Origin of the sequence: Burkholderia alba (genome assembly GCF_034721475.1) — a bacterium.
Lineage (GTDB): Bacteria > Pseudomonadota > Gammaproteobacteria > Burkholderiales > Burkholderiaceae > Burkholderia > Burkholderia alba.
Window position 1 is genome coordinate 157,414 of sequence record NZ_JAWJWL010000012.1, and the last position, 22,816, is coordinate 180,229.

Here is a 22,816-nt window from a genome sequence, read left to right on the forward strand (position 1 = left end):
ATCAGAACCTACAATCTCGCTTCTGTTCTGCAAGGGGGTATAGCTCAGCTGGGAGAGCGCTTGCATGGCATGCAAGAGGTCAGCGGTTCGATCCCGCTTACCTCCACCATCAGAGCAGAATGCGGTACGGTTTGCGAAGCAGGATGTGACAGAAAATGCTTCACAAACGAGATGAAAGAAGTTAGAATTTCGTTCTCTGCTGTTGACGAAAGTTAAAGGCAGAAACAACGCAGTAAGACAAATCTGCAAAGATTTTGTCCCCTTCGTCTAGAGGCCTAGGACATCACCCTTTCACGGTGAGTACAGGGGTTCGAATCCCCTAGGGGACGCCAGACATCAGCGGCGTTTCAATAGAAGCGAAGCGGGCCTGCAGGAGCGTAACCAACGCCTGCGGGTCACGATGCAAAACTGGAGCGGTAGTTCAGTTGGTTAGAATACCGGCCTGTCACGCCGGGGGTCGCGGGTTCGAGTCCCGTCCGCTCCGCCAAATCGAAGCCCGTTCAGGCTGCATGTGAACGGGCTTTTGCGTTAAAGGTGTAAGCAGTACGTTGTCCCCTTCGTCTAGAGGCCTAGGACATCACCCTTTCACGGTGAGTACAGGGGTTCGAATCCCCTAGGGGACGCCAGACATCAGCGGCGTTTCAATAGAAGCGAAGCGGGCCTGCAGGAGCGTAACCAACGCCTGCGGGTCACGATGCAAAACTGGAGCGGTAGTTCAGTTGGTTAGAATACCGGCCTGTCACGCCGGGGGTCGCGGGTTCGAGTCCCGTCCGCTCCGCCAAATCGAAGCCCGTTCAGGCTGCATGTGAACGGGCTTTTGCGTTAAAGGTGTAAGCAGTACGTTGTCCCCTTCGTCTAGAGGCCTAGGACATCACCCTTTCACGGTGAGTACAGGGGTTCGAATCCCCTAGGGGACGCCAGACATCAGCGGCGTTTCAGTAGAAGCGAAGCAAGCCTGCAGGGTCGTCACCAACGCCAGCGGGTCACGATGAAAGATTGGAGCGGTAGTTCAGTTGGTTAGAATACCGGCCTGTCACGCCGGGGGTCGCGGGTTCGAGTCCCGTCCGCTCCGCCAAAAATGGAAGCCCGTTCAGGAATGCCTGAACGGGCTTTTTGTTTTCCGGCCCGGCCGCCGTACTATTCGTGCAAATCGGCATTGCATCCTCGCTCGGCTGCGCTATCGTGGCGATGACGCGTCATTTGCTCCCACGCCATGCTCGATCCGACCGATGTCCGTCTGCTCTACCTGCTGCGTCCCGCCGAGCTGGGCGATTTCGAGTTCGCCGAGGCGCTGACGCATCGCAACATGGGTGCGTACTACCAGCGCCATGGCCTGCTGTGGCGCGCGGATCTGTTTTTCGCCAGTTGGTGCGATTCGGAGAATTTCATTCTCGAGCTGGACGGCGAACGGATCGGTCTTCTGAGGATCACCGAGGAGGGGGATTCGCTGCACGTTCGCGACGTACAGGTTGCGCAAGGGTACCGGCAGCAAGGCGCGGGTACCCATTTGCTCGACATGTCGCATCGCTGGGCAAAGGTGCGCGGGTTGCGCGAGACGCAGCTGCGGGTGTTCGTCGACAATCCGGCCGCCCGGCTGTATTTGCGGATGGGCTACCGGCCGGCAGGGCCGAGGCTCGCGCAGCTCGGTGCGATTCGGCACATGGCGCGACCCGTCTAGCGGGACTTCCCGGGATGTTCAGCTAGCGCCGGGCACCGCGGGCGGCTTCCGGCATCTCGGCCGCTGCGTCATCCCCCGCGTCATGTTCGGAACCGCGCAGCATGAACGCACGCGGGCTTGCGCCGAATGCGCGTCGGAACATCGCGGAAAACGCACTCTGGCTTTGATAGCCCAATTCCCGCGCGATGTGCGACAACGGTCGGCCCTGATTGAGCAACGGAATCGCGCGCGCAAGCAGCGCCTGCTGACGCCACTGCGAAAAACTGACCCCCAGCTCCTGTTTGAACAGCCGCGCGATCGTTCGCGTACTGGCGCCGACCCCTGCGGCCCAATGCTCGAGCGATTCCGTCTGCGCCGGTTGGGCGAGGACCGCTTCGCACAGCGCGCGCAGCCGCTTCTCGCTGGGCATCGGCACGGCAAGCGGCAGCGGTTCGGCCTGCGTCAGTTCGTCGAGCACGAGCGAGTACAGCAGCGTTTCGCGAGTGCGGTTGGACGGTTGAGCTTCCAGCGCGACGATCAACTCCCGCAGCAGCCCCGAGACCTCCACGACGCGGCATGCATCGAGTCCTTCCGGCACCGCCGATTCGTCGATGTAGAGCGTGCGCAGATAGGCATCCTCGACGATCACGACTTCATGGGTGATATGCGGCGGCACCCAGATCGCGCGCGAGGGCGGGACCATCCACGTCGTGCCGACGGTCGCGATCCGCAGCACGCCACGCGACGCATACGCCATCTGCGCCCACGCGTGGGTATGCAGCGGGATGCGGACGCCGGCGGCCACCGCCCTGGCCCGTACGCGCATCGGATGGGCGGGAGTCGGCGCGAATTCGGGCGGAATATCGACGGTGTCGGATTCTGGCGGCGGCGAAACGGGAACGGACGGACTCATGGGCGATCGATGCGGTGCGGCGGGCGTGCCTTATTGTAGGGGGTCGCGCGGGTGCGCCGCAGCGGGATTTTTTCGGCCGATAATGCCGTGACCCGATCGATCAGTCTGGAGACGACGACATGACCTTTGCCACCACCGACCTCTGCGATGCGCATGAGGACCGGCTTGCCGCCGGCACGCTGCGCGTGCTCGATCCCGTGTTCCGCTCGTTCGGACGCGAAGCGCGCTTCAGCGGTCCCGCTGCCACGCTCAAGCTGTTCGAGGACAACACGCTGGTGCGCGCGGCGCTCGAGCAGGACGGCGCTGGGCGAGTATTGGTGGTCGACGGCGGCGGCAGCACGCGCTGCGCGCTGGTGGGCGGCAATCTCGGCGTGCTTGCCGAAAAGAACCGCTGGGCGGGCATCGTCGTGTACGGCTGCGTGCGCGACACGCAGGAGCTGAGCGTGTGCAACCTTGGCGTGGTCGCGCTGGCCGCGCATCCGCGCAAGAGCGACAAGCGCGGTGCCGGCGTCAGCGACGTGCCGGTGACCGTGCTCGGTACACGCATCGCACCGGGCAACTGGATCTACGCGGATCTCGACGGTGTGCTCGTCAGCGACACGCCGCTCGCCTGATGCGGCGGATCACCGAATCCTCAGCGAGCGACCAGGAAGGGGATGCCATGCGCCACGTATTTGTCTACGGAACCTTGCGAGCGGGAGAGGTCAACGATATCGGCCAGGCGGCCGCACGCCACGGTCTGGCGGCGCCGCAACTGATTGGTGCGGCGGCGGTGACGGGCCTGTTGTACGACTTCGGCAGCTATCCGGGCATGATCGCGGCGCACGACGGCCAGGATCTGGTCTGGGGCGATGTCTACGCGATCGACGAGCAATTGGTGCCGGTGCTCGATGAAATCGAGCACGTCTATCCGGGCCGGGCTGGACTGTTCACATCGCACGAGGCCCCGGTGCAACTGGGCGGCCGTCGTTACGATTGCCTGTTCTACCCGGTGGCGGAACACGCGGTGACGGACCAGCCGCGCATTGCGTCGGGCGACTGGGTGCAATACCGGCGCGAACGGACGTAACGCGGGACGGCGTACCCGGCACGCGACAAAAAGGCGCCGTGCGGCGCCTTTTTGTCGGGACGAGCCCGCCGCGCAGTCCGGCCGGGCAGCGGATCAATCGCTGCTCGACCGGCGCGGCGTCGGTCAGATCTCCTCGTAGAGCGGCAGCGTCAGGAACTCGGTGAACTGTTCCGACGTCGACATCTGTTCGAAGATCGCGGCCGCGCGATCGTAGGGCTGCGTGTCGCCCGCGACGACCTTCTTCACGTTGTCGAGTTCGACCTTTGCATACTCGCGCACGAGATCCGCGGTGACCTTGCGGCCGTCCTCGAGGGTGCCCTTCGACGAGCGGATCCATTGCCACACCTGCGAGCGCGAGATCTCGGCGGTCGCCGCGTCTTCCATCAGGTTGTGGATCGGCACGCAGCCGTTGCCCGCGAGCCACGAGCCGAGGTAATGGATGCCGACGTTGATGTTGTTGCGCAGGCCCGCTTCGGTGATCGGCGCTTCGGGCTGGAAGTCGAGGAGATTCCTGCCCTCGATCTGCACGTCGTCGCGCTGCTTGCCGATCTGGTTCGGCTTGTCGCCCAGCACCTTGACGAACTCGTCCATCGCGAGCGGCACGAGGCCCGGGTGCGCGACCCAGCCGCCGTCATAGCCGTCCGTGGCGTCGCGCGCCTTGTCCGAGCGCACGCCGGCCATCGCCTTGTCGTTCGCTTCCGGATCGTTCTTGATCGGGATCAACGCGCTCATGCCGCCGATCGCCGGCGCGTTGCGGCGGTGGCAGGTCTTGAGCAGCAGCAGCGCGTACGCACGCATGAACGGCACCGTCATCGTGATTTTCGCGCGGTCGGCGAGACAGAAATCGCGGTCGTTCTTGAACTTCTTGATCGCCGAGAAGATATAGTCCCAGCGGCCCGCGTTGAGGCCCGAGCTGTGCTCGCGCAGTTCGTACAGAATTTCATCCATTTCGAATGCGGCGAGGATGGTCTCGATGAGCACCGTCGCGCGGATCGTACCGCGCGGCACGCCGACGCCTTCCTGCGCGGCGACGAAGATATCGTTCCACAGGCGGGCTTCGAGATGGCTTTCCATCTTCGGCAGGTAGAAGTACGGGCCCGAGCCGCGCGCGAGCAGTTCCTTCGCGTTGTGGAACAGGTACAGCGCGAAGTCGAAGATGCCGCCGGACACGCGCTGGCCGTCGACCGTCACGTGCTTCTCGTCGAGGTGCCAGCCGCGCGGACGCACGATCAGCGTCGCGATCTTGTCGTTCAGCTGGTACGACTTGCCGTTCTGTTCGAGCGAGATCGTGCGGCGCACCGCGTCGCGCAGATTGATCTGGCCGTCGATCTGATTGGTCCAGTTCGGCGCGTTCGAATCCTCGAAGTCCGTCATATACGAATCCGCGCCTGAATTCAGCGCGTTGATGATCATCTTGCGCTCGACCGGACCCGTGATTTCGACCCGGCGGCATTGCAGGTCGGCCGGCAGCGGCGCGACCTTCCAATCGCTCTCGCGGATCGTCTTCGTGTCGGCGAGGAAGTCGGGGCGCTCGCCCGCGTCGAGGCGCTGCGTGCGTTCGGCGCGCGCCTTCAGCAGCGCCTGGCGGCGCGGCTCGAATGCGCGGTGCAGCCGCGCGACGAGCTCGAGTGCATCGGGCGTGAGGATCGCCTCGTAACCGGGCTGGATGTCGCCGGTGATCGCCATGCCTTGCGGCAGCTTCAGCGTAGTGGTCATGTGTCTCTCCTTGGTCGGTCAGTTGCGGTTTGCGATGAGGGGTGGAAAATTCGGCAGCGTCGCCGGCCTCAGGCGCCCGGGCTGGGGCGCGTACGGCCTGCGGATCTGCCGGCGGGAGCCGGGGCGGTGAGGAAAGCGAACAGGTCGGCCATGCCGGCGCCGGTGCCGTCGGGCGGTGCGTCGAGTTCCTCGAACGGCGTACCGGTGCGGTTGAGCCAGAACGTCGTGTAGCCGAACCAGCCGGCACCCGCGGCATCCCAGCCGTTCGACGACACGAACACGATGTCGCGCGGCGCGGCGCCGAAGGCGGCGGTGCCGAGCGTGTAGGCGGCCGCCGACGGCTTGTACGCGCGTACCGCGTCGACCGACAGCACATGGTCGAACAGACCGCTCATGCCGGCGCTCTTGACCGCGATGTCGAGCATCTTCGGATCGCCGTTCGACAGGATCGCGAGTCCCGGCTGCGCCTTCAGCGTGCGCAGCTTGCGCAGGATCGGCACGGTGTCGGGATAGGTCGACAGGCACGCGTACTCGTCCATCAGGCGTTTTTCCGACGTAGCCGCGAGCGCGAGGCCGAGCGAACGGGCGGCAAAGCGCAGCGCGTCGAGCGTGATGTCCCAGAACGGCCGGTAGTGCGCGCCGGCCGGATCGGCGAGCGTGCGCAGCTGGGTGTACTCGATCTGCTTGCGCCGCCACAGCTGGGAAAGCCGTTCGCCGTGGCCGGGGAACATCTGTTCCGCGGCGGCCACGACGGCGTGCACGTCGAACAGTGTGCCGTAAGCATCGAACAGGATGGCCTTCGGAGAGAGTGCGGGGGGCGTCGACATCGTGCTGCACTCCGTGATCAGGGGTTGAGCAACATTGTATTAGTGATTGCTTGCGATAAAAAAGACTCTAATCATCACTTGATCTTTTACTTTCATCTACCTAATCTTGGGCGTTCTGCCCGACCTCTTATCGAACGGCGTATACCGTTCATGCTCTCCATGGACCGTTTCAAGCAAATCGAGACTTTTGCCGCCGTCGCCGCGAAAGGCAGCCTGTCGGCCGCCGCGCACGCGGAGGGCGTCGCGCCGGCCATCATCGGGCGCCGTCTCGACGCGCTCGAGGAGCGCCTCGGCGTCAAGCTGCTGGTGCGCACCACCCGCAAGCTCACGCTGACCTTCGAGGGCTCGGCGTTCCTCGAGGATTGCCAGCGGATCATCCATGACATGCAGAACGCCGAGGCGAGCGTGTCGGCGGGCGGGGTCAAGGCGAGCGGCCATTTGCGGGTGTCGGCGCCCGCCGGCTTCGGGCGCCGACACGTCGCGCCGCTCGTGCCGGCCTTTACGGCCGCGCACCCGGACGTGTCGGTCACGCTCGACCTGTCCGACCGGATGGTCGATCTCGTGAACGAGAGCTTCGATTGCGCGGTGCGGCTGGGCGAGTTGCCCGATTCGTCGCTCGTGTCGCTCAAGCTCGGCGAGAACCGCCGCGTGTGCGTCGGTTCGCCTGCCTATCTGGCGCGGGCCGGCACGCCCGTCGCACTCGACGAACTGGTGCGCCACAACTGCCTCGCGCTTGCCGCCAACGCGAACCAGCAGCGCGGCTGGGCATTCCAGGACGGCGGCAAGGTCGTATCGATCCGCGTCGCCGGCATGATGGAGTGCTCGGACGGCGCCGTGCTGCACGAGTGGTGTCTCGACGGCCACGGGCTCGCGTGGCGCTCGTGGTGGGAAGTGGGCGCCGATATCGCGGCGGGTCGCCTCGTCAGCGTGCTCGACGCGTTCGCGGCGCCGCCCATCGGCATTCACGCGGTATTTCCGCAGCGTCGCCACTTGCCCTTGCGGGTGCGGCTGTTCCTCGATTTCCTGAAGCACACCTACGAGCGGCCCGGCTATTGGGGTTGAGTCAGGTAGTGGCTTCCGATATGAGGGCGAACCCTCTAGCGGCCCCGGCGCGGGAGTTTCGCGCACTACAATCAAGCTAGGCAGCGTCCGTCGTGGCGGCGCGGTGCGCGCCGTTGCCGCGAGGGCGTGCTGCTGCCGCCGACGGAGGCTGCCATGTTCAAGCACATCCTGGTCCCGACCGACGGGTCCGATCTGTCGAGGAAGGCGATCGACGGCGCGATCGATCTCGCCCAGACCGTCGGTGCGCGCGTGACCGCCTATGCGTGCCTGCCGCAATATCCGTATTCCCCGTTTTCCGAGGTGGTGATCGAGCCGCCCTCGGATTTCCGCGAGCGCAGCGAACGCGAGGCGCGGCTGCATCTCGACGAGGTCGAAGCGGCCGCGCGGCGCGCGGGCGTGGCGTGCGAGAGCTGTACGAGCGTGCACCCGTCGCCTTACCTCGGCATCATCGAGGCGGCGGAGCGGGGCGGTTGCGACGTGATCTTCATGGCGTCGCACGGCCGGCGCGGACTCGGCAGTCTGCTGATCGGCAGCGAGACGCAGCGCGTGCTGACCCATACGAAAATTCCGGTGATCGTCTATCGGTAGGCGCGGCGCGCAATGCGGCGGGGCCGAGGCCGAAAGTGGCGCGCGCCGGGCAGTGCCGGCGCGCGTGTTGTTATCGGCGGCGTCGCTCGACGCCGCGCGCCCCGAGCAGGCATGGCGAGCCATGCGCGCAATGGGCGATCTCCTCCCTGATGGCACCTGATCGATGCGTGATGCGGACCCCGCCGCCGCTTGTGGCGGCGAGCGGTGTCCGGCATCGCCCGGGATGTCAGGCGACTTTCTTGCCGTCGAAGAACTGTTCGTCTTCGGTGGAACCGTGCAGCGCGGTGGTCGACGCGTCGCGCTCGACCGTCTGCGTCACCGCGTCGAAGTAGCCGGTGCCGACTTCGCGCTGGTGCTTGACGGCCGTGAAGCCCTTGTCTGCTGCCGCGAATTCCGCCTGCTGGAGTTCGACGAACGCGCTCATCTGCGTGCGGGCATAGCCGTGCGCGAGGTTGAACATCGAGTAGTTCAGCGCATGGAAGCCCGCGAGCGTGATGAACTGGAACTTGTAGCCCATCGCGCCGAGTTCCTTCTGGAATTTCGCGATCGTCGCGTCGTCGAGATTCTTCTTCCAGTTGAACGACGGCGAGCAGTTGTACGACAGCAGCTTGCCGGGGAACTGCTTGTGGATCGCCTCGGCGAACTTCTTCGCGTACTCGAGATCCGGCTTGCCGGTTTCGCACCAGATGAGGTCGGCGTAAGGTGCATAGGCGAGACCGCGCGAGATTGCCTGTTCGAGGCCCGGCTTGGTGCGGTAGAAGCCTTCCACCGTGCGCTCGCCCGTCAGGAACGGCTTGTCGTTGTCGTCGATGTCGGACGTGATCAGGTCGGCCGCTTCGGCGTCGGTGCGGGCGATCAGCACGGTCGGCGTACCGGACACGTCGGCTGCGAGACGCGCGGCGGTCAGCTTCGCGACATTCTCGCGGGTCGGCACGAGCACCTTGCCGCCCATGTGGCCGCACTTCTTCACCGAGGCGAGCTGGTCTTCGAAGTGAACGCCCGAAGCGCCGGCCTCGATCATCGCCTTCATCAGTTCGAATGCGTTCAGCACGCCGCCGAAGCCGGCTTCCGCATCCGCCACGATCGGTGCGAAGAAATCGACGTAGCCTTCATCGCCCTGATTCTTGCCTTCCGACCACTGGATCTGGTCGGCGCGCGTCAGCGTGTTGTTGATGCGCTTCACCACGAGCGGCACCGAGTTGGCCGGGTACAGCGACTGGTCCGGGTACATTTCGCCCGCGACGTTGGCGTCGCCCGCCACCTGCCAGCCCGACAGGTAGATCGCCTGCAGGCCGGCCTTCACCTGCTGCATCGCCTGGTTGCCGGTCAGTGCGCCGAGCGCGTTGACGAACGGCTCGTTGTTCACCAGGTTCCACAGCTTTTCCGCGCCGCGCTTCGCGATCGTGTGCTCGATGGGCACCGAGCCGCGCAGGCGCACCACGTCGTCCGCCGTGTAGTTGCGCGTGATGCCCTTCCAGCGCGGGTCGTTGTCCCATTGTTGTTGCAGTTCCTGAGCCTGTTGTTGACGCGACATGGTGTGCTCCTGTGTGGTCGTTGCCTGAATAGATGAATCGAACTCTGCATGGGTCACGAAACAGGGTGGTGGCCGAGGCGTTTCGTTTCGTGAACTCTTGTATAAGAGTCTAGGCAAATCACCGAATGCGAAACAGAGGCTTTCTCAGGAAGTGATCAAAAATTTATATAAATAAAATCAATTGCTTATGCGGTATATTTCGTAATGAGAAATGATGTTTTCTATGCTGCAATCGGCTGGGTTGTGCCACGCAACATGATTTTTTACGACGCAAAAAAATTTTCCACATTGTGAAATTCGGAGCGGAAACAAAAAAAACCGGTGCCGAAGCACCGGTTTCGATGAGCGAGGCGGGGGAGATCCCGCCTGCGGGCGTGGCTTACGACGCCGAGTTGCCGCGGCGCGGGCCGCTGCTGCGGTAGCCGCCGCCTTCGCTACGGCGTGCGCCGTAGCCTTCGCGGTTGCCGCCGGCCGGCTTGCCGCCGCCGTTGCCCGGCTTGCCGCTCCATCCGCCGCCGTTGCCGCCGTGACCTTGACGGCTGTTGCCGCCAGTGCCGTTGCCATTGCCGCTGTAGCCGCCGCCGCTGCCGAAGCGGCGACCGCCGCCGTTGCCGCCCGGACGGCCGCGGCTCGGGCCGCGATCGTTGCGCGACGGCGTCTTGCGCGGCTCGAAGCCCGCGACGACGTTGACTGCCAGCGGCGTGCGCACGAAGCGCTCGATGCGCTTGAGCGCGCCTTGTTCGGCGTGATGCACGAGGCTCACCGCGATACCCGAGCGACCGGCGCGGCCGGTTCGGCCGATCCGGTGCACGTAGTCTTCGGCGAACTTCGGCAGGTCGTAGTTGAACACGTGCGTGATGCCCGGGATGTCGATCCCGCGTGCCGCCACGTCGGTTGCCACCAGCACGCGCACCCGGCGCTCGCGCAGCGCACGGATCGTACGGTTGCGCGCGCCTTGCGGCAGATCGCCGTGCAGTGCGGCCGATTCAAAGCCCGCGTCGGCCAGGCGGCCAGCCAGCTGATCGGCGTCGACCTTGGTCGCCGTGAAGATGATCGCTTGGTCGAGCGCCGAGTCGCGCAGCAGATGGTCGAGCAGACGATCCTTGTGATCGCGGTCGTCGACGTAATGCACGCTCTGCGCGATGTTCGTGCGCGCTTCCATGCGCTGCACGATCTCGATGCGCTCCGGATCCTTCAGCAGACGGCCCGTCAGGGAGCCGATCTTGCCGTCGAGCGTGGCCGAGAACAGCATCGTCTGGCGGGTCGCCGGCGTGGCGGCGACGATCGTCTCGATGTCGTCGATGAAGCCCATGTCAAGCATGCGGTCGGCTTCGTCGAGCACCAGCATCTTGAGTTCGGACAGGTCGATGCGGCCGCGTTCCAGGTGGTCGAGCAGGCGGCCCGGCGTCGCGACGAGAATCTCGGGATTCTTCGCGAGCAGCATCAGCTGCTGGCCGTAGGCGACGCCGCCGAGGATGCTGACCGTACGCAGGCGCTTCAGGTGCTTGCCGTAGGTCGAAGCGGCCGTCGTGACCTGCATCGCGAGTTCGCGGGTCGGGGTCAGGACGAGGAGGCCGGGGCGCGCGACCGGTTGCGGACGGCGCGTGCGGCGATCGCCGCTGGCGTTCGCATCGCGCGGCGGGCGCGGCTGCTGGGCCTGCAGCTTTTGCAGTTGGGCGAAGCGCTCGATTGCCGGCAGCATGAACGCGGCCGTCTTGCCGGAGCCCGTCGGGCTCGACACCAGCAGGTCGCGTCCGGCGATCCCGGCCGGAATCGCGCGTTCCTGCACGGGCGTCGGCTTCACATAGCCGGCGGCTTCCAGTGCGGACACGATCTCCGGCGAAAGCCCGAGCGACGCGAAAGTCGGTCCGTCCAGGACCTCGCTGCGGTCGGCGGCGGCCGGCGCTGCTGCCTCAGCGGGCGCGGCGGCGTCGAGACCGAGCGCCTGATCGGCGATCGCGTTGAGCGGGCTTGAGTTGTTGCTCGAAGTCATAACAATCCTTGATACACACAGTGGGTGAAACGTCGGCGCCAATCGCGCATACCCAAGTCGTCGGATTCATCGAGCAAATCGGGGAAACGGGACATTCGCCCGCATTGATCGACCATGCGGACATTTCGTTAGAAGCTGTTTTGGGTGCGGCGCGCATCGAGTGCGCTGACCGCCAGCCTGATACAAGACGGCCCGTGGGGCCTAGGCAGGAGGGGACAGGTTCTAAACTGGATTGGAGCTAAACGCTACGAGGCGTCAGACAGAAAGGGCGGTTTCGGGCCGCTTAAGGTGTGACGCAGGCCGCATTATAAGGATTTTTGCTGCGCTGCGCCACTATTACTTCTACTGATTTCGCCGAGCCGGCCGCCGTTTGGCCGCCGGTTCGGGCGATACGGCGGCGGTTTTACGATGCCGTGCCGTTCTTCAGCGACTCCACCAGCTCGACGTATTGCTGCTTCGCGGCGTCCTGCGACGTGCCCTTCAGCGCTTCCCAGGCGTCGTACTTGTACTTGCCGACGATGTCGGTGAAGCCCGGCTTATCGCCGTGCACGTCGCCGTCGGTCGCTTGCTTGAAGAGCGCGTAGAGGCGCAGCAGGGTCAGGTTGCCGGGGCGTTCGGTCAGTTGTTTGACATCTTCCTGGGCCTGGTTGAATTCCGCGGTGATGTCGCTCATCGGGTGTCTCCGTAAGGTTTCGAGGTGGGGCGATCTTAGCAAGCGCGCCGCGACGGCGGGTCGAGCGTTTCTTCCAAACCGGACGGTGCCGCTGGCGGCGGCGCGAATCCGCGCGGATCGCCCGTGCGGGCGGGGCGTCGCATTACAATACCGGCCATGACACAAACAGTGCTCCTCGCTATCGACACGTCGACCGAGTTTTGCTCGGTCGCATTGCTGAGCGCGGCCGCATCGGCCGACGGCTCTTTTTCTCTCGCCACCTGGGTCCGCCACGAGCAGACGGGCGCCGTTTCGAGCACCCGCGTACTCCCTGCAGTCCGTGAAGTGCTCGCCGATGCGGGGCTGTCGCTTGCCGACTGCGCGGCGATCGCGTTCGGTTCCGGCCCCGGTTCATTTACCGGACTGCGCACCGCCACGGGCATCGCGCAGGGGCTCGCGTTCGGAACCCAACTGCCGGTGGTGCCGGTCGGCACGCTGCTCGCATGCGCGGAAAGCGCGCGGCTCAATGCGCCGGCGGGTGCCGAACCCGATCGCGTGCTCGCCGCGCTCGACGCCCGGATGGATGAGGTCTACTGGGCCGACTATGCGTGGGATCCGGTACAGCGCGAGTGGCGCACGATACAGCCGGCCTCGCTCGATGCGCCGTCCGACGTGCTGATCCCCGATGCGCCGTTCACGCTCGCGGGCAACGCGGCAGGCGCGTTCGGCGAGCGGTTGCCGGCCGCTGCCCGGGCGCAGGCAATCGACGCGCAGGCACTGCCGCACGCGCTGTCGATCGCGCATGTCGCGCTGCGTGCCTATCGTGCCGGACGCATGGTGCAGGCCGACCAGGCCGCGCCCGAGTATGTGCGCAACAAGGTCGCGCAGACCACCGCCGAGCGGCTCGCGGCGCGGGCGGGCGGAGGCGGCCGATGAGCGGGGTGCTGCTCGCCGACCGCTATCTGTCGCCGATGACCGATGCCGATCTCGACGAGGTCGTGGCGATCGAGCGTGTCGCTTACGAGTTTCCCTGGACCCGCGGCAATTTCGAGGATTCGCTGCGCAACGGCTACTTCGGCGTCTGCATGCGGCACGTGACGGGCACGCTGGTCGGCTACTGCGTGCTGATGCCCGTGGTCGACGAGATGCATCTGCTGAATTTATGCGTCGCGCCGGCCGCCCAGCGGGCGGGCGCAGGCCTCGCGCTGCTGCGCGAAGCGGTTCGCATCGCGCGCGCGGAGCGCCTCGACGGCGTGCTGCTGGAAGTGCGCCCGTCGAATCCGCGTGCCGTGCAACTGTATGAACGATTCGGTTTCGTGGCGATCGGGCGGCGCAAGAACTATTACCCGGCGAAGCATCACAGCCGGGAGGACGCGATCGTGATGCGTCTCACACTGACGAAGGAGGGACGCGCGCATGGCGTGGGTTGAAGCGGCGCTGGAAGAACTGGGGCTCGCGCCTGTCTGGGTGCGGCGTGACCGGGCGGCAACTGCGCCGGCCGGCGAGGATGCGACGGCGTCCGAGTCTGCTGCCGTCGCGCGCGATGCCGGGCAGGCGGGCGGGCGGACAAGCGGCGCCGGTGCGGCGCTCGACGTGGCCGAGCCGGTCGTGCGGGCGGGTGACGAAAAGTCGGCCGGCGTCGAGGAGCGGATGCGTGCGCCGACGACCGGACAGCGTGGAACGCCGGAACGGGCGCCCGCGGGGGGCTTGCGCCGCACCGATCCGGCCGGGGCCGCCCAAGCCCCGGCTGCCGCCGAACCGATCCGCCCGCCGGTTGCGCCGGCCTCCGGAGCCGGATCCGACGAACCGGACGACATGGCCTGGTTCGACCTCGAGCCGGTATTCGAGCCGGCGTTGCCGGGCGAGCCTGCGTCCGCCGCCGAACCGGCCGCATCGCCGGTCGTGGCGCTCGGGTGGGATGAACTGAGCGCGCGCGTGGCCGAGTGCCAGCGCTGCCGGCTGTGTGAAAAGCGAACCAATACCGTGTTCGGCGTGGGAGACCGCGAAGCCGACTGGATGCTGATCGGCGAAGCGCCAGGCGAAAACGAGGACAAGCAGGGCGAGCCGTTCGTCGGGCAGGCCGGCAAGCTGCTCGACAACATGTTGAACGCGCTGTCGCTCAAGCGCGGCGAGAATGTCTACATCGCGAACGTCATCAAGTGCCGCCCGCCCGGCAATCGCAATCCGGAACCGGACGAGGTTGCGCGCTGCGAGCCCTATCTGCAGCGCCAGGTCGCGCTGGTGAAGCCGAAGCTGATCGTCGCGCTGGGCCGATTCGCCGCGCAGACGCTGCTCAAGAGCGAATCCAGCATCGCATCGCTGCGCGGCCGGGTGCACCAGTACGAAGGCGTGCCCGTGATCGTCACCTATCACCCCGCGTATCTGCTGCGCAGCCTCCAGGACAAGTCGAAGGCGTGGGCCGATCTGTGCCTGGCCAACGATACGTACCAGCGCGCGCCGGACGCCGAATCGGCCCGGCCGTGAGCGACGCGGCGGCATCCGAAGTCTGGCGCACGCTGTGCGACCCGGCGGTGCGCGATCTTGGCTGGCTGCTGTCGAGCGCGGATCTGCTGGCCGGCTCGCCTGGCGCACCGCTTGCACGGCCGTGGGCGGCGTCGGCCGAAGCCGCCGAGTGGCTCGCCGAGCTCGACCGGCGGCCCGAGCCGCTGCGGCGGATGCTGGCGCATGCGAACCCGACTCGGTTGGGCCGCTATGCGGAATACCTGTTGCGTTATTTTGCGACGCACGCACCGGCGCTGCGGCTCGTTGCCGCCAATCTGCCGCTGCGCAGCCAGGGTCGCACGCTCGGCGAATGCGACTTCCTGATCGAGACCGAACAAGGCGAGCGCCTGCATTGGGAACTGGCGGTCAAGTGCTATCTCTGCGCAGCGACCTCGGGGGCGGCGGTACTGGGCGACTTCGTCGGTCCGACTCTCGTCGATCGGTTCGACCTGAAACGAATCAGGCTGGTCGAGCATCAATTGCGACTGACTGAGCGGGAGGCGTTCGCTTCGTTGGGTCATCCCGGTCCGTGGGTCGCGCAGATGTTCGTGAAGGGCTGGCTGTTCTACGTCACCGGAGACGGCGTGGCGATCGACGATCCTCCCGAGCTGAATGCCACGCATCCGCGCGGTTTCTGGGTGACGCATACGGCGTGGCCGGCGATGGCGGATGCGCAGGCGGCGGGAACCCGCTGGATCGTGCTGCCGCGTCTGGCGTGGCTCGCGCCGCGCCGGGTGGCGGAGGAGGCCGCGGCGTCGGGGCCGTTCGCTCCGCTGTCGGCGGGGGAGCTGGCCGAGCGCGTGAAGGGGCACCCGGGGCCGTCGCTCGTGGCCGCGCTGACTCGCCAGGCCGACGGCGCTTGGCTCGAGACGTCGCGCGGCTTTATCGTGCCCGATCTCTGGCCGGAGCGGGCACGCGCATTCGCCGCGCCCTAGCCGCGCGCGGTTACGATAGCGCTACCACCACCGATGGAAATGATGGACCGGGCCGACGCCGTGCCCGACGTCGAGCCGCGCGCTCGCGGCGATCGCGTCGCTCAGGTAGCGCTTCGCGTCGGCGACCGCGCTGGCCAGGTCGGGACGCTGCGGCAGCAGCGCGGCGATCGCCGACGACAGCGTGCAGCCCGTACCGTGCGTATTGGGGACCGGCAGCCGGGCGCCGTCGATGCGCTGTGCGCCGTCCGCCTGCACCAGCCAGTCGGGACTGTGCAGCGACGGCGGCAGGTGACCGCCTTTCATCAACACCGCCCGCGCGCCGCGTGCGACGAGCGCTTCGCCCTGATGGACCATGTCCGTTTCGGTTGCCGCTGGCGCGACACCCAGCAGCACGGCCGCCTCGGGCAGATTCGGCGTGACGAGATCCGCGCGCGGCAGCAGCAGGTCGCGCACGGCGTCGACCGCGTCGGGGGCGAGCAACGCGTGATTGCTTTTCGAGATCATCACCGTGTCGAGCACGATGTGGCGGGGCGCGTAGCGGTCGAGTGCGTCGGCCACCGCGCGCACGATCCCGGCATTCGCAAGCATGCCGATCTTCACCGCGTCGATTCGGATGTCGCCGAACACCGCGTCGAGCTGCGCGGTCACGAAGCTGGCGTCGGGCGCATGAATCGCGGTGACGCCGCGGGTGTTCTGCGCGGTGAGCGCGGTGATCACGCTGGCACCGTATGCGCCCAGCGCGGAGAACGTTTTCAGATCGGCCTGGATGCCGGCGCCGCCGCCGGAATCGGAGCCGGCGATCGTGAGCACATTGGGAATCGGTTGGGTCATCGCGAAAGCGCGCCGGTTCGCGTGGAGCCGGCGCGGTAGGAACGAACGGGCAGCGGCCAGTGTAGCGGACGCCGCCGCGGGATCAGTGTTTCGATTCGCCGATCAGCGCGACCGAATCGAACTGACGCTGGTTGGCGAGGTGGCGGCGCATCACGAGCCACATCGTCAGACAGACGAAGGTGCCGAACAGCACGATCACGAAGCCGACCGGCACGTCGAGCCAGACGAGCACCGCGTACAGGCACAGCATCACGAGCACCGACAGGTTCTCGTTGAAGTTCTGCACCGCGATCGAGTGGCCGGCCGACAGCAGCACGTGCCCGCGATGCTGCAGCAGCGCGTTCATCGGTACCACGAAGAAGCCGGACAGCGCGCCGACCACCATCAGGAACAGGTAGGCGACGATCAGGTAGACCGGCATGCGCATGTGGCCGCCGAGGTGCAGTGCCCAATGCGGGGGAAACAGGTCGCGCGTATAGAACGCCATCAGCATCACCGCGATACCCATCATGATGCCCACCGGCAATACGCTCAGCGATTTCTTGAGCGGAATGCGGCTGGCGGCCACCATGGCGCCGGCGGCTACGCCGATTGCGACCACCGCCTGCAGGATCGCGCCTTCGGACAGCGACATCCCGAGCGACACTTCCGCCCATTTGAGCACGATGAACTGCAGCGTGGCGCCCGCACCCCAGAACAGCGTCGTGACGGCGAGGGAGATCTGGCCGAGCTTGTCGCGCCACAGCGTCATGAAGCAGTCGGCGAAGTCGGTGATGAGCTTGATCGGGCCGTGTTCCTGTCGCGGATAGCGGGCGCCCGTGTCGGGAATGCGCAGGTTGAACAGCGCGGCGATGACGTAGATGCCCATGATGACGAGCATCGCCGCTTCGGCCGGCGTGTTGATCGACGGCGGGGTATGCGCGATCACGTGAGCGGCGATGTGCGGACTGATCAGCGCGCCGCCCAGCACCGTGCCGAGAATGATCGACCCGACCGTGGTGCCTTCGATCCAGCCGTTCGCGGCGACGAGGCGATCAGGCGGCAGCAGTTCGGTGAGAATGCCGTATTTCGCGGGGGAGTAGGCCGCCGCGCCGAAGCCGACGATGCCGTAGGCGATCAGCGGATGGGCGCCGAACAGCATTACGAGGCAGCCGACCACCTTGATCGAGTTGGTGATGAACATCACGCGTCCCTTCGGACGCGAGTCGGCGAACGCGCCGACGAAGGCAGCCAGCACCACGTAAGACAGGACGAAGAACAGCTTGAGCAGCGGTATCATCCAGTTCGGTGCATGGAGATCTTTCAGCAGGGCAATTGCGGCGATGAGAAGCGCACTGTCGGCCAGCGACGAAAAAAACTGCGCGGCCATGATGGAGTAAAAACCTTTTTTCATCTGAAGCGATGCTTTCCTCGCTGCGGCTCGGCCGCAGCGGCCGGGCAATCGGACTTATTCCGTTCAAAATGGGTTGTGCGCACGGCTTTATATCATGAAAATACGTCAATTCGGACTAGCAAGATCCCCCGATCGTTCCTTGAATTGTCGGGCGCCACGCCCATAAGGCGCGGTAAGCTGATGATTCGCAAGCGTCTTTACGAAAATTTCCTATGCCGCGCCCGATTTCCGCCACGATTCACACCGCCGCCCTCGCGAACAATCTTTCCGTCGCCCGCCGCTACGCCGCCCGCTCGAAGGTGTGGGCGGTCGTCAAGGCCAACGCCTACGGGCACGGACTGGCCCGCGCCTTCCCCGGGCTGCGCGGCACCGACGGCTTCGGCCTGCTCGACCTCGACGAGGCGGTGAAGCTTCGCGAACTGGGGTGGGCCGGCCCGATCCTGCTGCTCGAGGGCTTCTTCCGCTCGACCGACATCGACGTGATCGACCGCTATAGCCTCACGACCACGGTCCACAACGACGAGCAGATGCGCATGCTCGAGACCGCGCGCCTGTCGAAGCCGGTCAACGTTCAGCTCAAGATGAACAGCGGAATGAACCGTCTCGGCTACACCCCGGAGAAATTCCGGGCGGCCTGGGAGCGCGCGCGCGCCTGCCCGGGGATCGGCCAGATTACGTTGATGACCCATTTTTCGGATGCCGACAGCGAACGCGGCGTCGCCGAGCAGATGGCGGCCTTCGAGCGCGGCGCGGAGGGGATTGCCGGTGCGCGCAGCTGCGCCAATTCGGCGGCGGTGCTATGGCATCCGTCCACCCACTTCGACTGGGTGCGGCCCGGCATCCTGCTGTACGGCGCTGCGCCGTCGGGACGCTCCGCCGATATCGCCGGCACCGGCCTGCAGCCGACGATGACGCTCGCCGCCGAGCTGATCGCCGTACAGACGCTGGCGAAGGGTCAGACGACGGGCTATGGATCGGTTTATGCCGCCCAAGGCCCGATGCGGATCGGCGTCGTCGCGTGCGGTTATGCCGACGGCTATTCGCGCGTCGCGCCGGAGGGCACGCCGGTGATCGTCGACGGCGTGCGCACCCGGATCGTCGGCCGCGTGTCGATGGATATGCTGACCGTCGATCTGACGCCGGTGCCGCAGGCGAACGTCGGCGCGCGGGTCGAACTGTGGGGCGCCAATCTGCCGATCGACGACGTCGCGGCCGAGTGCGGCACCATCGGCTACGAGCTGATGTGTGCGGTGGCGCAGCGCGTGCCGGTTCGGGCGGAATAAGGACGTGCGGGTGGCCAAGCAGAAGACGGTTTTCGTTTGCACGGAATGCGGCGGCCAGACGCCGAAATGGCAGGGCCAGTGCCCGGCCTGCCAGGCGTGGAACACGCTCGTCGAATCGGTTGCGGACACGCCGTCCGCGCACCGGTTCCAGTCGCTCGCGAAGCGTGCGCCGGTGCAGAAGCTGTCGGAGATCGACGCGGCCGACGTGCCGCGCTTCTCGACCGGGATCGGCGAATTCGACCGCGTGCTGGGCGGCGGGCTGGTAGCGGGCGGCGTGGTGCTGATCGGCGGCGACCCCGGCATCGGCAAGTCGACGCTGCTGCTGCAGTCGCTCGCGCAGATTTCGAGCGAACGGCGCGCGCTTTATATCAGCGGCGAGGAATCGGCCGCGCAGATCGCGCTGCGCGCGCAGCGCCTCGCGCTGCTCGATGGCGGCGCGAGCGCGGCGGATCTGAAGCTTCTCGCCGAAATCCAGCTTGAAAAAATCCAGGCGACGCTCGAAGCCGAGCGGCCGGACGTCGCGGTGGTGGACTCGATTCAGACCATCTATTCGGATGCGCTGACCTCCGCGCCCGGTTCGGTCGCGCAGGTGCGCGAATGCGCGGCGCAACTGACGCGCATCGCGAAGCAGTCGGGCACCGCGATCATCATGGTCGGCCACGTGACCAAGGAGGGCAACCTGGCCGGCCCGCGCGTGCTCGAGCACATCGTCGACACCGTGCTGTACTTCGAAGGCGACACGCATTCGGCGTTCCGGCTGGTGCGCGCATTCAAGAACCGTTTCGGCGCGGTCAACGAACTGGGCGTGTTCGCGATGACGGAGCGCGGGTTGCGCGGCGTCGCGAATCCGTCCGCGCTCTTCTTGTCGCAGCACGAACAGATCGTGCCCGGTTCGTGCGTGCTGGTCACGCAGGAGGGCTCGCGGCCGCTGCTCGTCGAGGTGCAGGCGCTCGTCGACACCGCGAACGTGCCGAATCCGCGCCGGCTCGCGGTCGGCCTCGAACAGAACCGGCTGGCGATGCTGCTGGCGGTGCTGCATCGGCACGCGGGCATCGCCTGTTTCGACCAGGATGTGTTCCTGAACGCGGTCGGCGGCGTGAAGATCACCGAGCCGGCCGCCGATCTGGCCGTGCTGCTCGCGATTCATTCGTCGATGCGTAACAAGCCGTTGCCGAAAGGGCTGATCGTGTTCGGCGAGGTCGGGCTGGCGGGCGAGATCCGTCCGTCGCCGCGCGGGCAGGAGCGTTTGCGCGAAGCGGCCAAGCTGGGCTTCACGATCGCGCTGATTCCGAAGGCGAATGCGCCCAAGCAGCCCATCGACGGCTTGCAGGTACTGGCCGTCGAGCGCATCGAACAGGCGATCGACAAGGTCCGCACGCTCGAATGAGGCCGTCGAGCCTCGCCGGGCGGCGGATTCGCGCCGATCGGGAACGTAATTCTGCGTAACGTTTTTGCCTGTCGTTGTAACCCGATTCGTATCGCTTTTCCCTATTCTTGGCCCGATTGGGTGCCGCATCGTGCGGAAAGGGAATCGCTTTGAAACGGTCTGATCAAGCTATGGCGCAACAGCACCGCTACAACGTGCGGGGCTGTCGCGTGTCGGAGCCGATCCGCCCACCCTGGGGCGGCGGTTGCCGGATCATCGAGTGGGTGGATGAGGAAGGCCGGATCGCCCGCCGCGTCGTTGCGGAAAACGTAACGGAAGCGGAGGTGGCCGCGACGATGCGGCGGCCGCCGGAAGGGCGCCGCCACCTGATGCGCGACGACGAGCAGATGCCGCGCGAGACGCTGCCGCGGCGTTGATGCCGACGGCGGCGCGCCGCCCCTCAGCCGATCTGCTCCAGTTCATCGTGCGCTTCGAGCCAGTCGGCCTCGAGCGTGTCGAGCCGGCTGCTGACTTCGCCGAGCTTGCGGATCGCATCCGTCAGCTGGGTTTTCTGCTCGGCCGCGTAGCTCGCCGGATCGGCGACGAAGGCATCCAGCGCCGCCTTTTCCGCATGAAGCATCGCCATCTCTTTCTCGATCTTCGCGATCCGCGTCTGCAGCGGCTTTTTCAGCTGTGACAGACGCTGGCGGGTTTCCGCCTCCTGCCGCTTCTGATCCTTGCGATTGACCGCCGCCGAGCTGTCGCCGTCCGCCGCCCCGTCGCTTTTCGCGGCCGCGCGCTGTTCGGCCGCATGCTGGAGCAGCCAGTCGCGGTAATCGTCGAGATCGCCGTCGAACGGCTGCAGCCGGTGCTTCGCAACCAGCATGAACTGGTCGGTGGTGGCCCGCAGCAGATGGCGGTCGTGCGACACCAGGATCAGCGTGCCGTCGAACTGCGCGAGCGCCATCGTCAGTGCGTGGCGGGTTTCGAGATCCAGGTGGTTGGTCGGTTCGTCGAGCAGCAGTAGATTCGGTTTCTGCCAGATGATCAGCGCCAGTGCGAGCCGCGCCTTCTCGCCGCCGGAGAAAGGCGCGATCGGCGCGGATGCCATGTCGCCCGAGAAATTGAAGCTGCCGAGGAAGTCGCGTAATTCCTGCTCGCGGGTGTCCGGCGCGAGCCGGGCGAGGTGCATCAGCGGCGAATCGTCGGGGCGCAGCGTTTCCAGCTGGTGCTGCGCGAAATAGCCGATCGTCAGCCCCCGCCCTTCGCGCACGTGGCCGCTCAGCGGCGCGAGCGTGCCCGCCAGGGTCTTGATGAGGGTCGATTTGCCCTGGCCGTTGGCGCCGAGCAGGCCGATACGCTGGCCGTTCTGGATCGACAGCGCGACGCGTTCGACGATCGGGATCTCGCCGCCGTCGTCGCCGTGATAGCCGCAGCGCACATCCTCCATCACCATCATCGGATTCGGCGCCGCGTTCGGCGTGCGGAATTCGAAGGTGAACGGCGACGCGATGTGCGCGGGCGCGATCAGCTCCATCTTTTCCAGCGCCTTGACCCGGCTTTGCGCCTGCTTGGCCTTGCTCGCCTTCGCCTTGAAGCGGTTGACGAAGCTCTGCAGGTGCTCGATGGTCTTCTGCTGTTTTTCGTAGGCGTTTTGCTGCAGCATCAACTGCTGGGTGCGCAGCACCTCGAATTGCGAGTAATTGCCGCCGTAGCGTTTCACCTGGCGATTCTCGAGGTGCAGCGTGACGTTGCAGATCGAATCGAGGAATTCGCGGTCGTGCGAGATGACGACCAGCGTGCCGGGATAGCGGTGCAGCCAGTCCTCGAGCCAGACGATCGCGTCGAGATCCAGGTGATTGGTCGGCTCGTCGAGCAGCAGCAGGTCCGAGCGGCACATCAGCGCTTGCGCGAGATTCAGCCGCATCCGCCAGCCGCCCGAGAAGCTCGCGACCGGTTCGCGGGTTTGCGCGAGCGTGAAGCCGAGCCCGAGCAGCAGCGCTTCGGCGCGGGCCGGAGCGGTGTAGCCGTCGGCGTCGGCGAAGGCCGCATGCGCTTCACCTTCCGCCGCGCCGTCGTGCGCGGCCGATGCCTGCGCGATGCGCGCCTCGATCGCGCGCAGCGCCGCATCGCCGTCGAGCGTGTAGTCGAGCGCGGAGCGATCGACCGCGGGCGTTTCCTGCGACACATGGGCGATCCGCCACGACGGCGGCATCGAAAAATCGCCGCCGTCCGCATGCAGTTCGCCGCGCAGCACGGCGAAGAGCGTCGTTTTGCCCGCGCCGTTGGCGCCGATCAGGCCGGCCTTCTCGCCGGGGTTGAGGGCGAACGTGGTGGCGTCGAAAAGCGGCTTGGTGCCGCGGGCGAGGCTGAACTGATTGAAACGGATCACGACGGAAGAGGCTCGGGAAAACCGCTATTCTAGACTGCGTGACGCGCGCGGGGGACCGTCCGTTCGGCCGACTGTCCGGCCGGACCGGATTCGCCTAGACTGC

21 protein-coding genes and 7 tRNA genes are annotated in these 22,816 nt (G+C 66.2%); 19 read left to right on the forward strand and 9 right to left on the reverse strand.

What is annotated here, in order from left to right; genetic code table 11:
- Positions 1–33 precede the first annotated feature (33 nt).
- The 8 genes from RZR99_RS15890 to RZR99_RS15925 all read left to right on the forward strand — a co-directional run bounded on the left by RZR99_RS15890 (position 34) and on the right by RZR99_RS15925 (position 1,678).
- Positions 34–109: transfer RNA gene (locus RZR99_RS15890), tRNA-Ala, on the forward strand.
- Positions 110–256: 147 nt separating this feature from the next.
- Positions 257–332: transfer RNA gene (locus RZR99_RS15895), tRNA-Glu, on the forward strand.
- A gap of 78 nt (positions 333–410) precedes the next feature.
- Positions 411–487: transfer RNA gene (locus RZR99_RS15900), tRNA-Asp, on the forward strand.
- A gap of 63 nt (positions 488–550) precedes the next feature.
- Positions 551–626, forward strand: a tRNA-Glu gene (locus RZR99_RS15905).
- A 78-nt stretch (positions 627–704) separates the two neighbouring features.
- Positions 705–781 (forward strand) — tRNA-Asp (locus RZR99_RS15910).
- A gap of 63 nt (positions 782–844) precedes the next feature.
- Positions 845–920: transfer RNA gene (locus RZR99_RS15915), tRNA-Glu, on the forward strand.
- Positions 921–998: 78 nt separating this feature from the next.
- Positions 999–1,075 (forward strand) — tRNA-Asp (locus RZR99_RS15920).
- A gap of 138 nt (positions 1,076–1,213) precedes the next feature.
- Positions 1,214–1,678 carry a GNAT family N-acetyltransferase gene (locus tag RZR99_RS15925; protein WP_323120731.1) on the forward strand — a complete coding sequence of 155 codons (465 nt, stop codon included), beginning with the start codon at positions 1,214–1,216 and terminating at the stop codon, positions 1,676–1,678.
- A 22-nt stretch (positions 1,679–1,700) separates the two neighbouring features.
- Here RZR99_RS15925 and RZR99_RS15930 read toward each other — a convergent pair whose 3' ends face one another.
- The gene (locus RZR99_RS15930) at positions 1,701–2,570 is read right to left on the reverse strand and encodes an AraC family transcriptional regulator (protein WP_323120732.1); all 870 of its coding nucleotides are present in this window, start codon (positions 2,568–2,570) and stop codon (positions 1,701–1,703) included.
- A gap of 119 nt (positions 2,571–2,689) precedes the next feature.
- Between RZR99_RS15930 and rraA the strand changes: the two genes are divergently transcribed.
- On the forward strand, positions 2,690–3,184 hold the full coding sequence (gene rraA, locus RZR99_RS15935; protein WP_323120733.1) for a ribonuclease E activity regulator RraA: 495 nt from the start codon (positions 2,690–2,692) through the stop codon (positions 3,182–3,184).
- Positions 3,185–3,231: 47 nt separating this feature from the next.
- Positions 3,232–3,639 (forward strand): gamma-glutamylcyclotransferase family protein, encoded by a 408-nt coding sequence (locus RZR99_RS15940; RefSeq protein ID WP_323120734.1) that lies wholly within the window; start codon positions 3,232–3,234, stop codon positions 3,637–3,639.
- A 123-nt stretch (positions 3,640–3,762) separates the two neighbouring features.
- Here the strand turns inward: RZR99_RS15940 and aceB are convergent, their stop codons facing one another.
- Both aceB and RZR99_RS15950 read right to left on the reverse strand, forming a co-directional pair.
- Positions 3,763–5,355, reverse strand: a complete 1,593-nt coding sequence (gene aceB / locus RZR99_RS15945) for a malate synthase A (RefSeq protein ID WP_323120735.1) — start codon at positions 5,353–5,355, stop codon at positions 3,763–3,765.
- Positions 5,356–5,423: 68 nt separating this feature from the next.
- A complete protein-coding gene (locus RZR99_RS15950) occupies positions 5,424–6,182 on the reverse strand; it encodes a haloacid dehalogenase type II (RefSeq protein WP_323120736.1) in 759 nt (252 codons plus the stop codon).
- Between the two features lie 159 nt (positions 6,183–6,341).
- Between RZR99_RS15950 and RZR99_RS15955 the strand changes: the two genes are divergently transcribed.
- Positions 6,342–7,244 carry a LysR family transcriptional regulator gene (locus RZR99_RS15955; RefSeq protein WP_323120781.1) on the forward strand — a complete coding sequence of 301 codons (903 nt, stop codon included), beginning with the start codon at positions 6,342–6,344 and terminating at the stop codon, positions 7,242–7,244.
- A 153-nt stretch (positions 7,245–7,397) separates the two neighbouring features.
- Positions 7,398–7,832, forward strand: coding sequence for a universal stress protein (locus RZR99_RS15960; protein ID WP_323120737.1), 435 nt, complete (start codon positions 7,398–7,400; stop codon positions 7,830–7,832).
- A gap of 226 nt (positions 7,833–8,058) precedes the next feature.
- Here the strand turns inward: RZR99_RS15960 and aceA are convergent, their stop codons facing one another.
- The 3 genes from aceA to RZR99_RS15975 form a co-directional block, all read right to left on the reverse strand.
- Positions 8,059–9,366 (reverse strand): isocitrate lyase, encoded by a 1,308-nt coding sequence (aceA, locus tag RZR99_RS15965; RefSeq protein WP_323120738.1) that lies wholly within the window; start codon positions 9,364–9,366, stop codon positions 8,059–8,061.
- Between the two features lie 379 nt (positions 9,367–9,745).
- Positions 9,746–11,359, reverse strand: coding sequence for a DEAD/DEAH box helicase (locus tag RZR99_RS15970; RefSeq protein WP_323120739.1), 1,614 nt, complete (start codon positions 11,357–11,359; stop codon positions 9,746–9,748).
- Positions 11,360–11,762: 403 nt separating this feature from the next.
- The gene (locus RZR99_RS15975) at positions 11,763–12,032 is read right to left on the reverse strand and encodes an acyl-CoA-binding protein (RefSeq protein WP_323120740.1); all 270 of its coding nucleotides are present in this window, start codon (positions 12,030–12,032) and stop codon (positions 11,763–11,765) included.
- Between the two features lie 156 nt (positions 12,033–12,188).
- Between RZR99_RS15975 and tsaB the strand changes: the two genes are divergently transcribed.
- The 4 genes from tsaB to RZR99_RS15995 are packed head-to-tail and all read left to right on the forward strand — an operon-like array spanning position 12,189 to position 15,448.
- The gene (gene tsaB / locus RZR99_RS15980) at positions 12,189–12,947 is read left to right on the forward strand and encodes a tRNA (adenosine(37)-N6)-threonylcarbamoyltransferase complex dimerization subunit type 1 TsaB (protein WP_323120741.1); all 759 of its coding nucleotides are present in this window, start codon (positions 12,189–12,191) and stop codon (positions 12,945–12,947) included.
- Positions 12,944–13,441 carry a ribosomal protein S18-alanine N-acetyltransferase gene (gene rimI, locus RZR99_RS15985; protein WP_323120742.1) on the forward strand — a complete coding sequence of 166 codons (498 nt, stop codon included), beginning with the start codon at positions 12,944–12,946 and terminating at the stop codon, positions 13,439–13,441. Before tsaB ends, rimI begins: the two co-directional genes overlap by 4 nt.
- Positions 13,428–14,495 (forward strand): uracil-DNA glycosylase, encoded by a 1,068-nt coding sequence (locus RZR99_RS15990; protein ID WP_323120743.1) that lies wholly within the window; start codon positions 13,428–13,430, stop codon positions 14,493–14,495. The genes rimI and RZR99_RS15990 overlap by 14 nt, the downstream gene beginning before the upstream one ends.
- Entirely contained in the window at positions 14,492–15,448 is a 957-nt protein-coding gene (locus tag RZR99_RS15995; protein WP_323120744.1) for a DUF1853 family protein, read from the forward strand. Before RZR99_RS15990 ends, RZR99_RS15995 begins: the two co-directional genes overlap by 4 nt.
- Before the next feature lie 21 nt (positions 15,449–15,469).
- On the opposite strand, the gene thiD is transcribed toward RZR99_RS15995, so the two are convergent.
- A complete protein-coding gene (gene thiD, locus RZR99_RS16000) occupies positions 15,470–16,279 on the reverse strand; it encodes a bifunctional hydroxymethylpyrimidine kinase/phosphomethylpyrimidine kinase (protein WP_323120745.1) in 810 nt (269 codons plus the stop codon).
- 82 nt (positions 16,280–16,361) lie between these two features.
- Positions 16,362–17,672, reverse strand: coding sequence for a lysophospholipid transporter LplT (gene lplT / locus RZR99_RS16005; protein WP_323120746.1), 1,311 nt, complete (start codon positions 17,670–17,672; stop codon positions 16,362–16,364).
- A 212-nt stretch (positions 17,673–17,884) separates the two neighbouring features.
- On the opposite strand from lplT, the gene alr reads away from it, so the two are divergent.
- The 3 genes from alr to RZR99_RS16020 all read left to right on the forward strand — a co-directional run bounded on the left by alr (position 17,885) and on the right by RZR99_RS16020 (position 20,758).
- Positions 17,885–18,955 carry an alanine racemase gene (alr, locus tag RZR99_RS16010; protein WP_323120747.1) on the forward strand — a complete coding sequence of 357 codons (1,071 nt, stop codon included), beginning with the start codon at positions 17,885–17,887 and terminating at the stop codon, positions 18,953–18,955.
- A 10-nt stretch (positions 18,956–18,965) separates the two neighbouring features.
- Entirely contained in the window at positions 18,966–20,342 is a 1,377-nt protein-coding gene (gene radA, locus RZR99_RS16015) for a DNA repair protein RadA (protein ID WP_323120748.1), read from the forward strand.
- Between the two features lie 149 nt (positions 20,343–20,491).
- The gene (locus RZR99_RS16020; protein ID WP_323120749.1) at positions 20,492–20,758 is read left to right on the forward strand and encodes a DUF2866 domain-containing protein; all 267 of its coding nucleotides are present in this window, start codon (positions 20,492–20,494) and stop codon (positions 20,756–20,758) included.
- Positions 20,759–20,781: 23 nt separating this feature from the next.
- On the opposite strand, the gene RZR99_RS16025 is transcribed toward RZR99_RS16020, so the two are convergent.
- The gene (locus RZR99_RS16025; RefSeq protein ID WP_323120750.1) at positions 20,782–22,713 is read right to left on the reverse strand and encodes an ATP-binding cassette domain-containing protein; all 1,932 of its coding nucleotides are present in this window, start codon (positions 22,711–22,713) and stop codon (positions 20,782–20,784) included.
- Positions 22,714–22,816 lie beyond the last annotated feature (103 nt).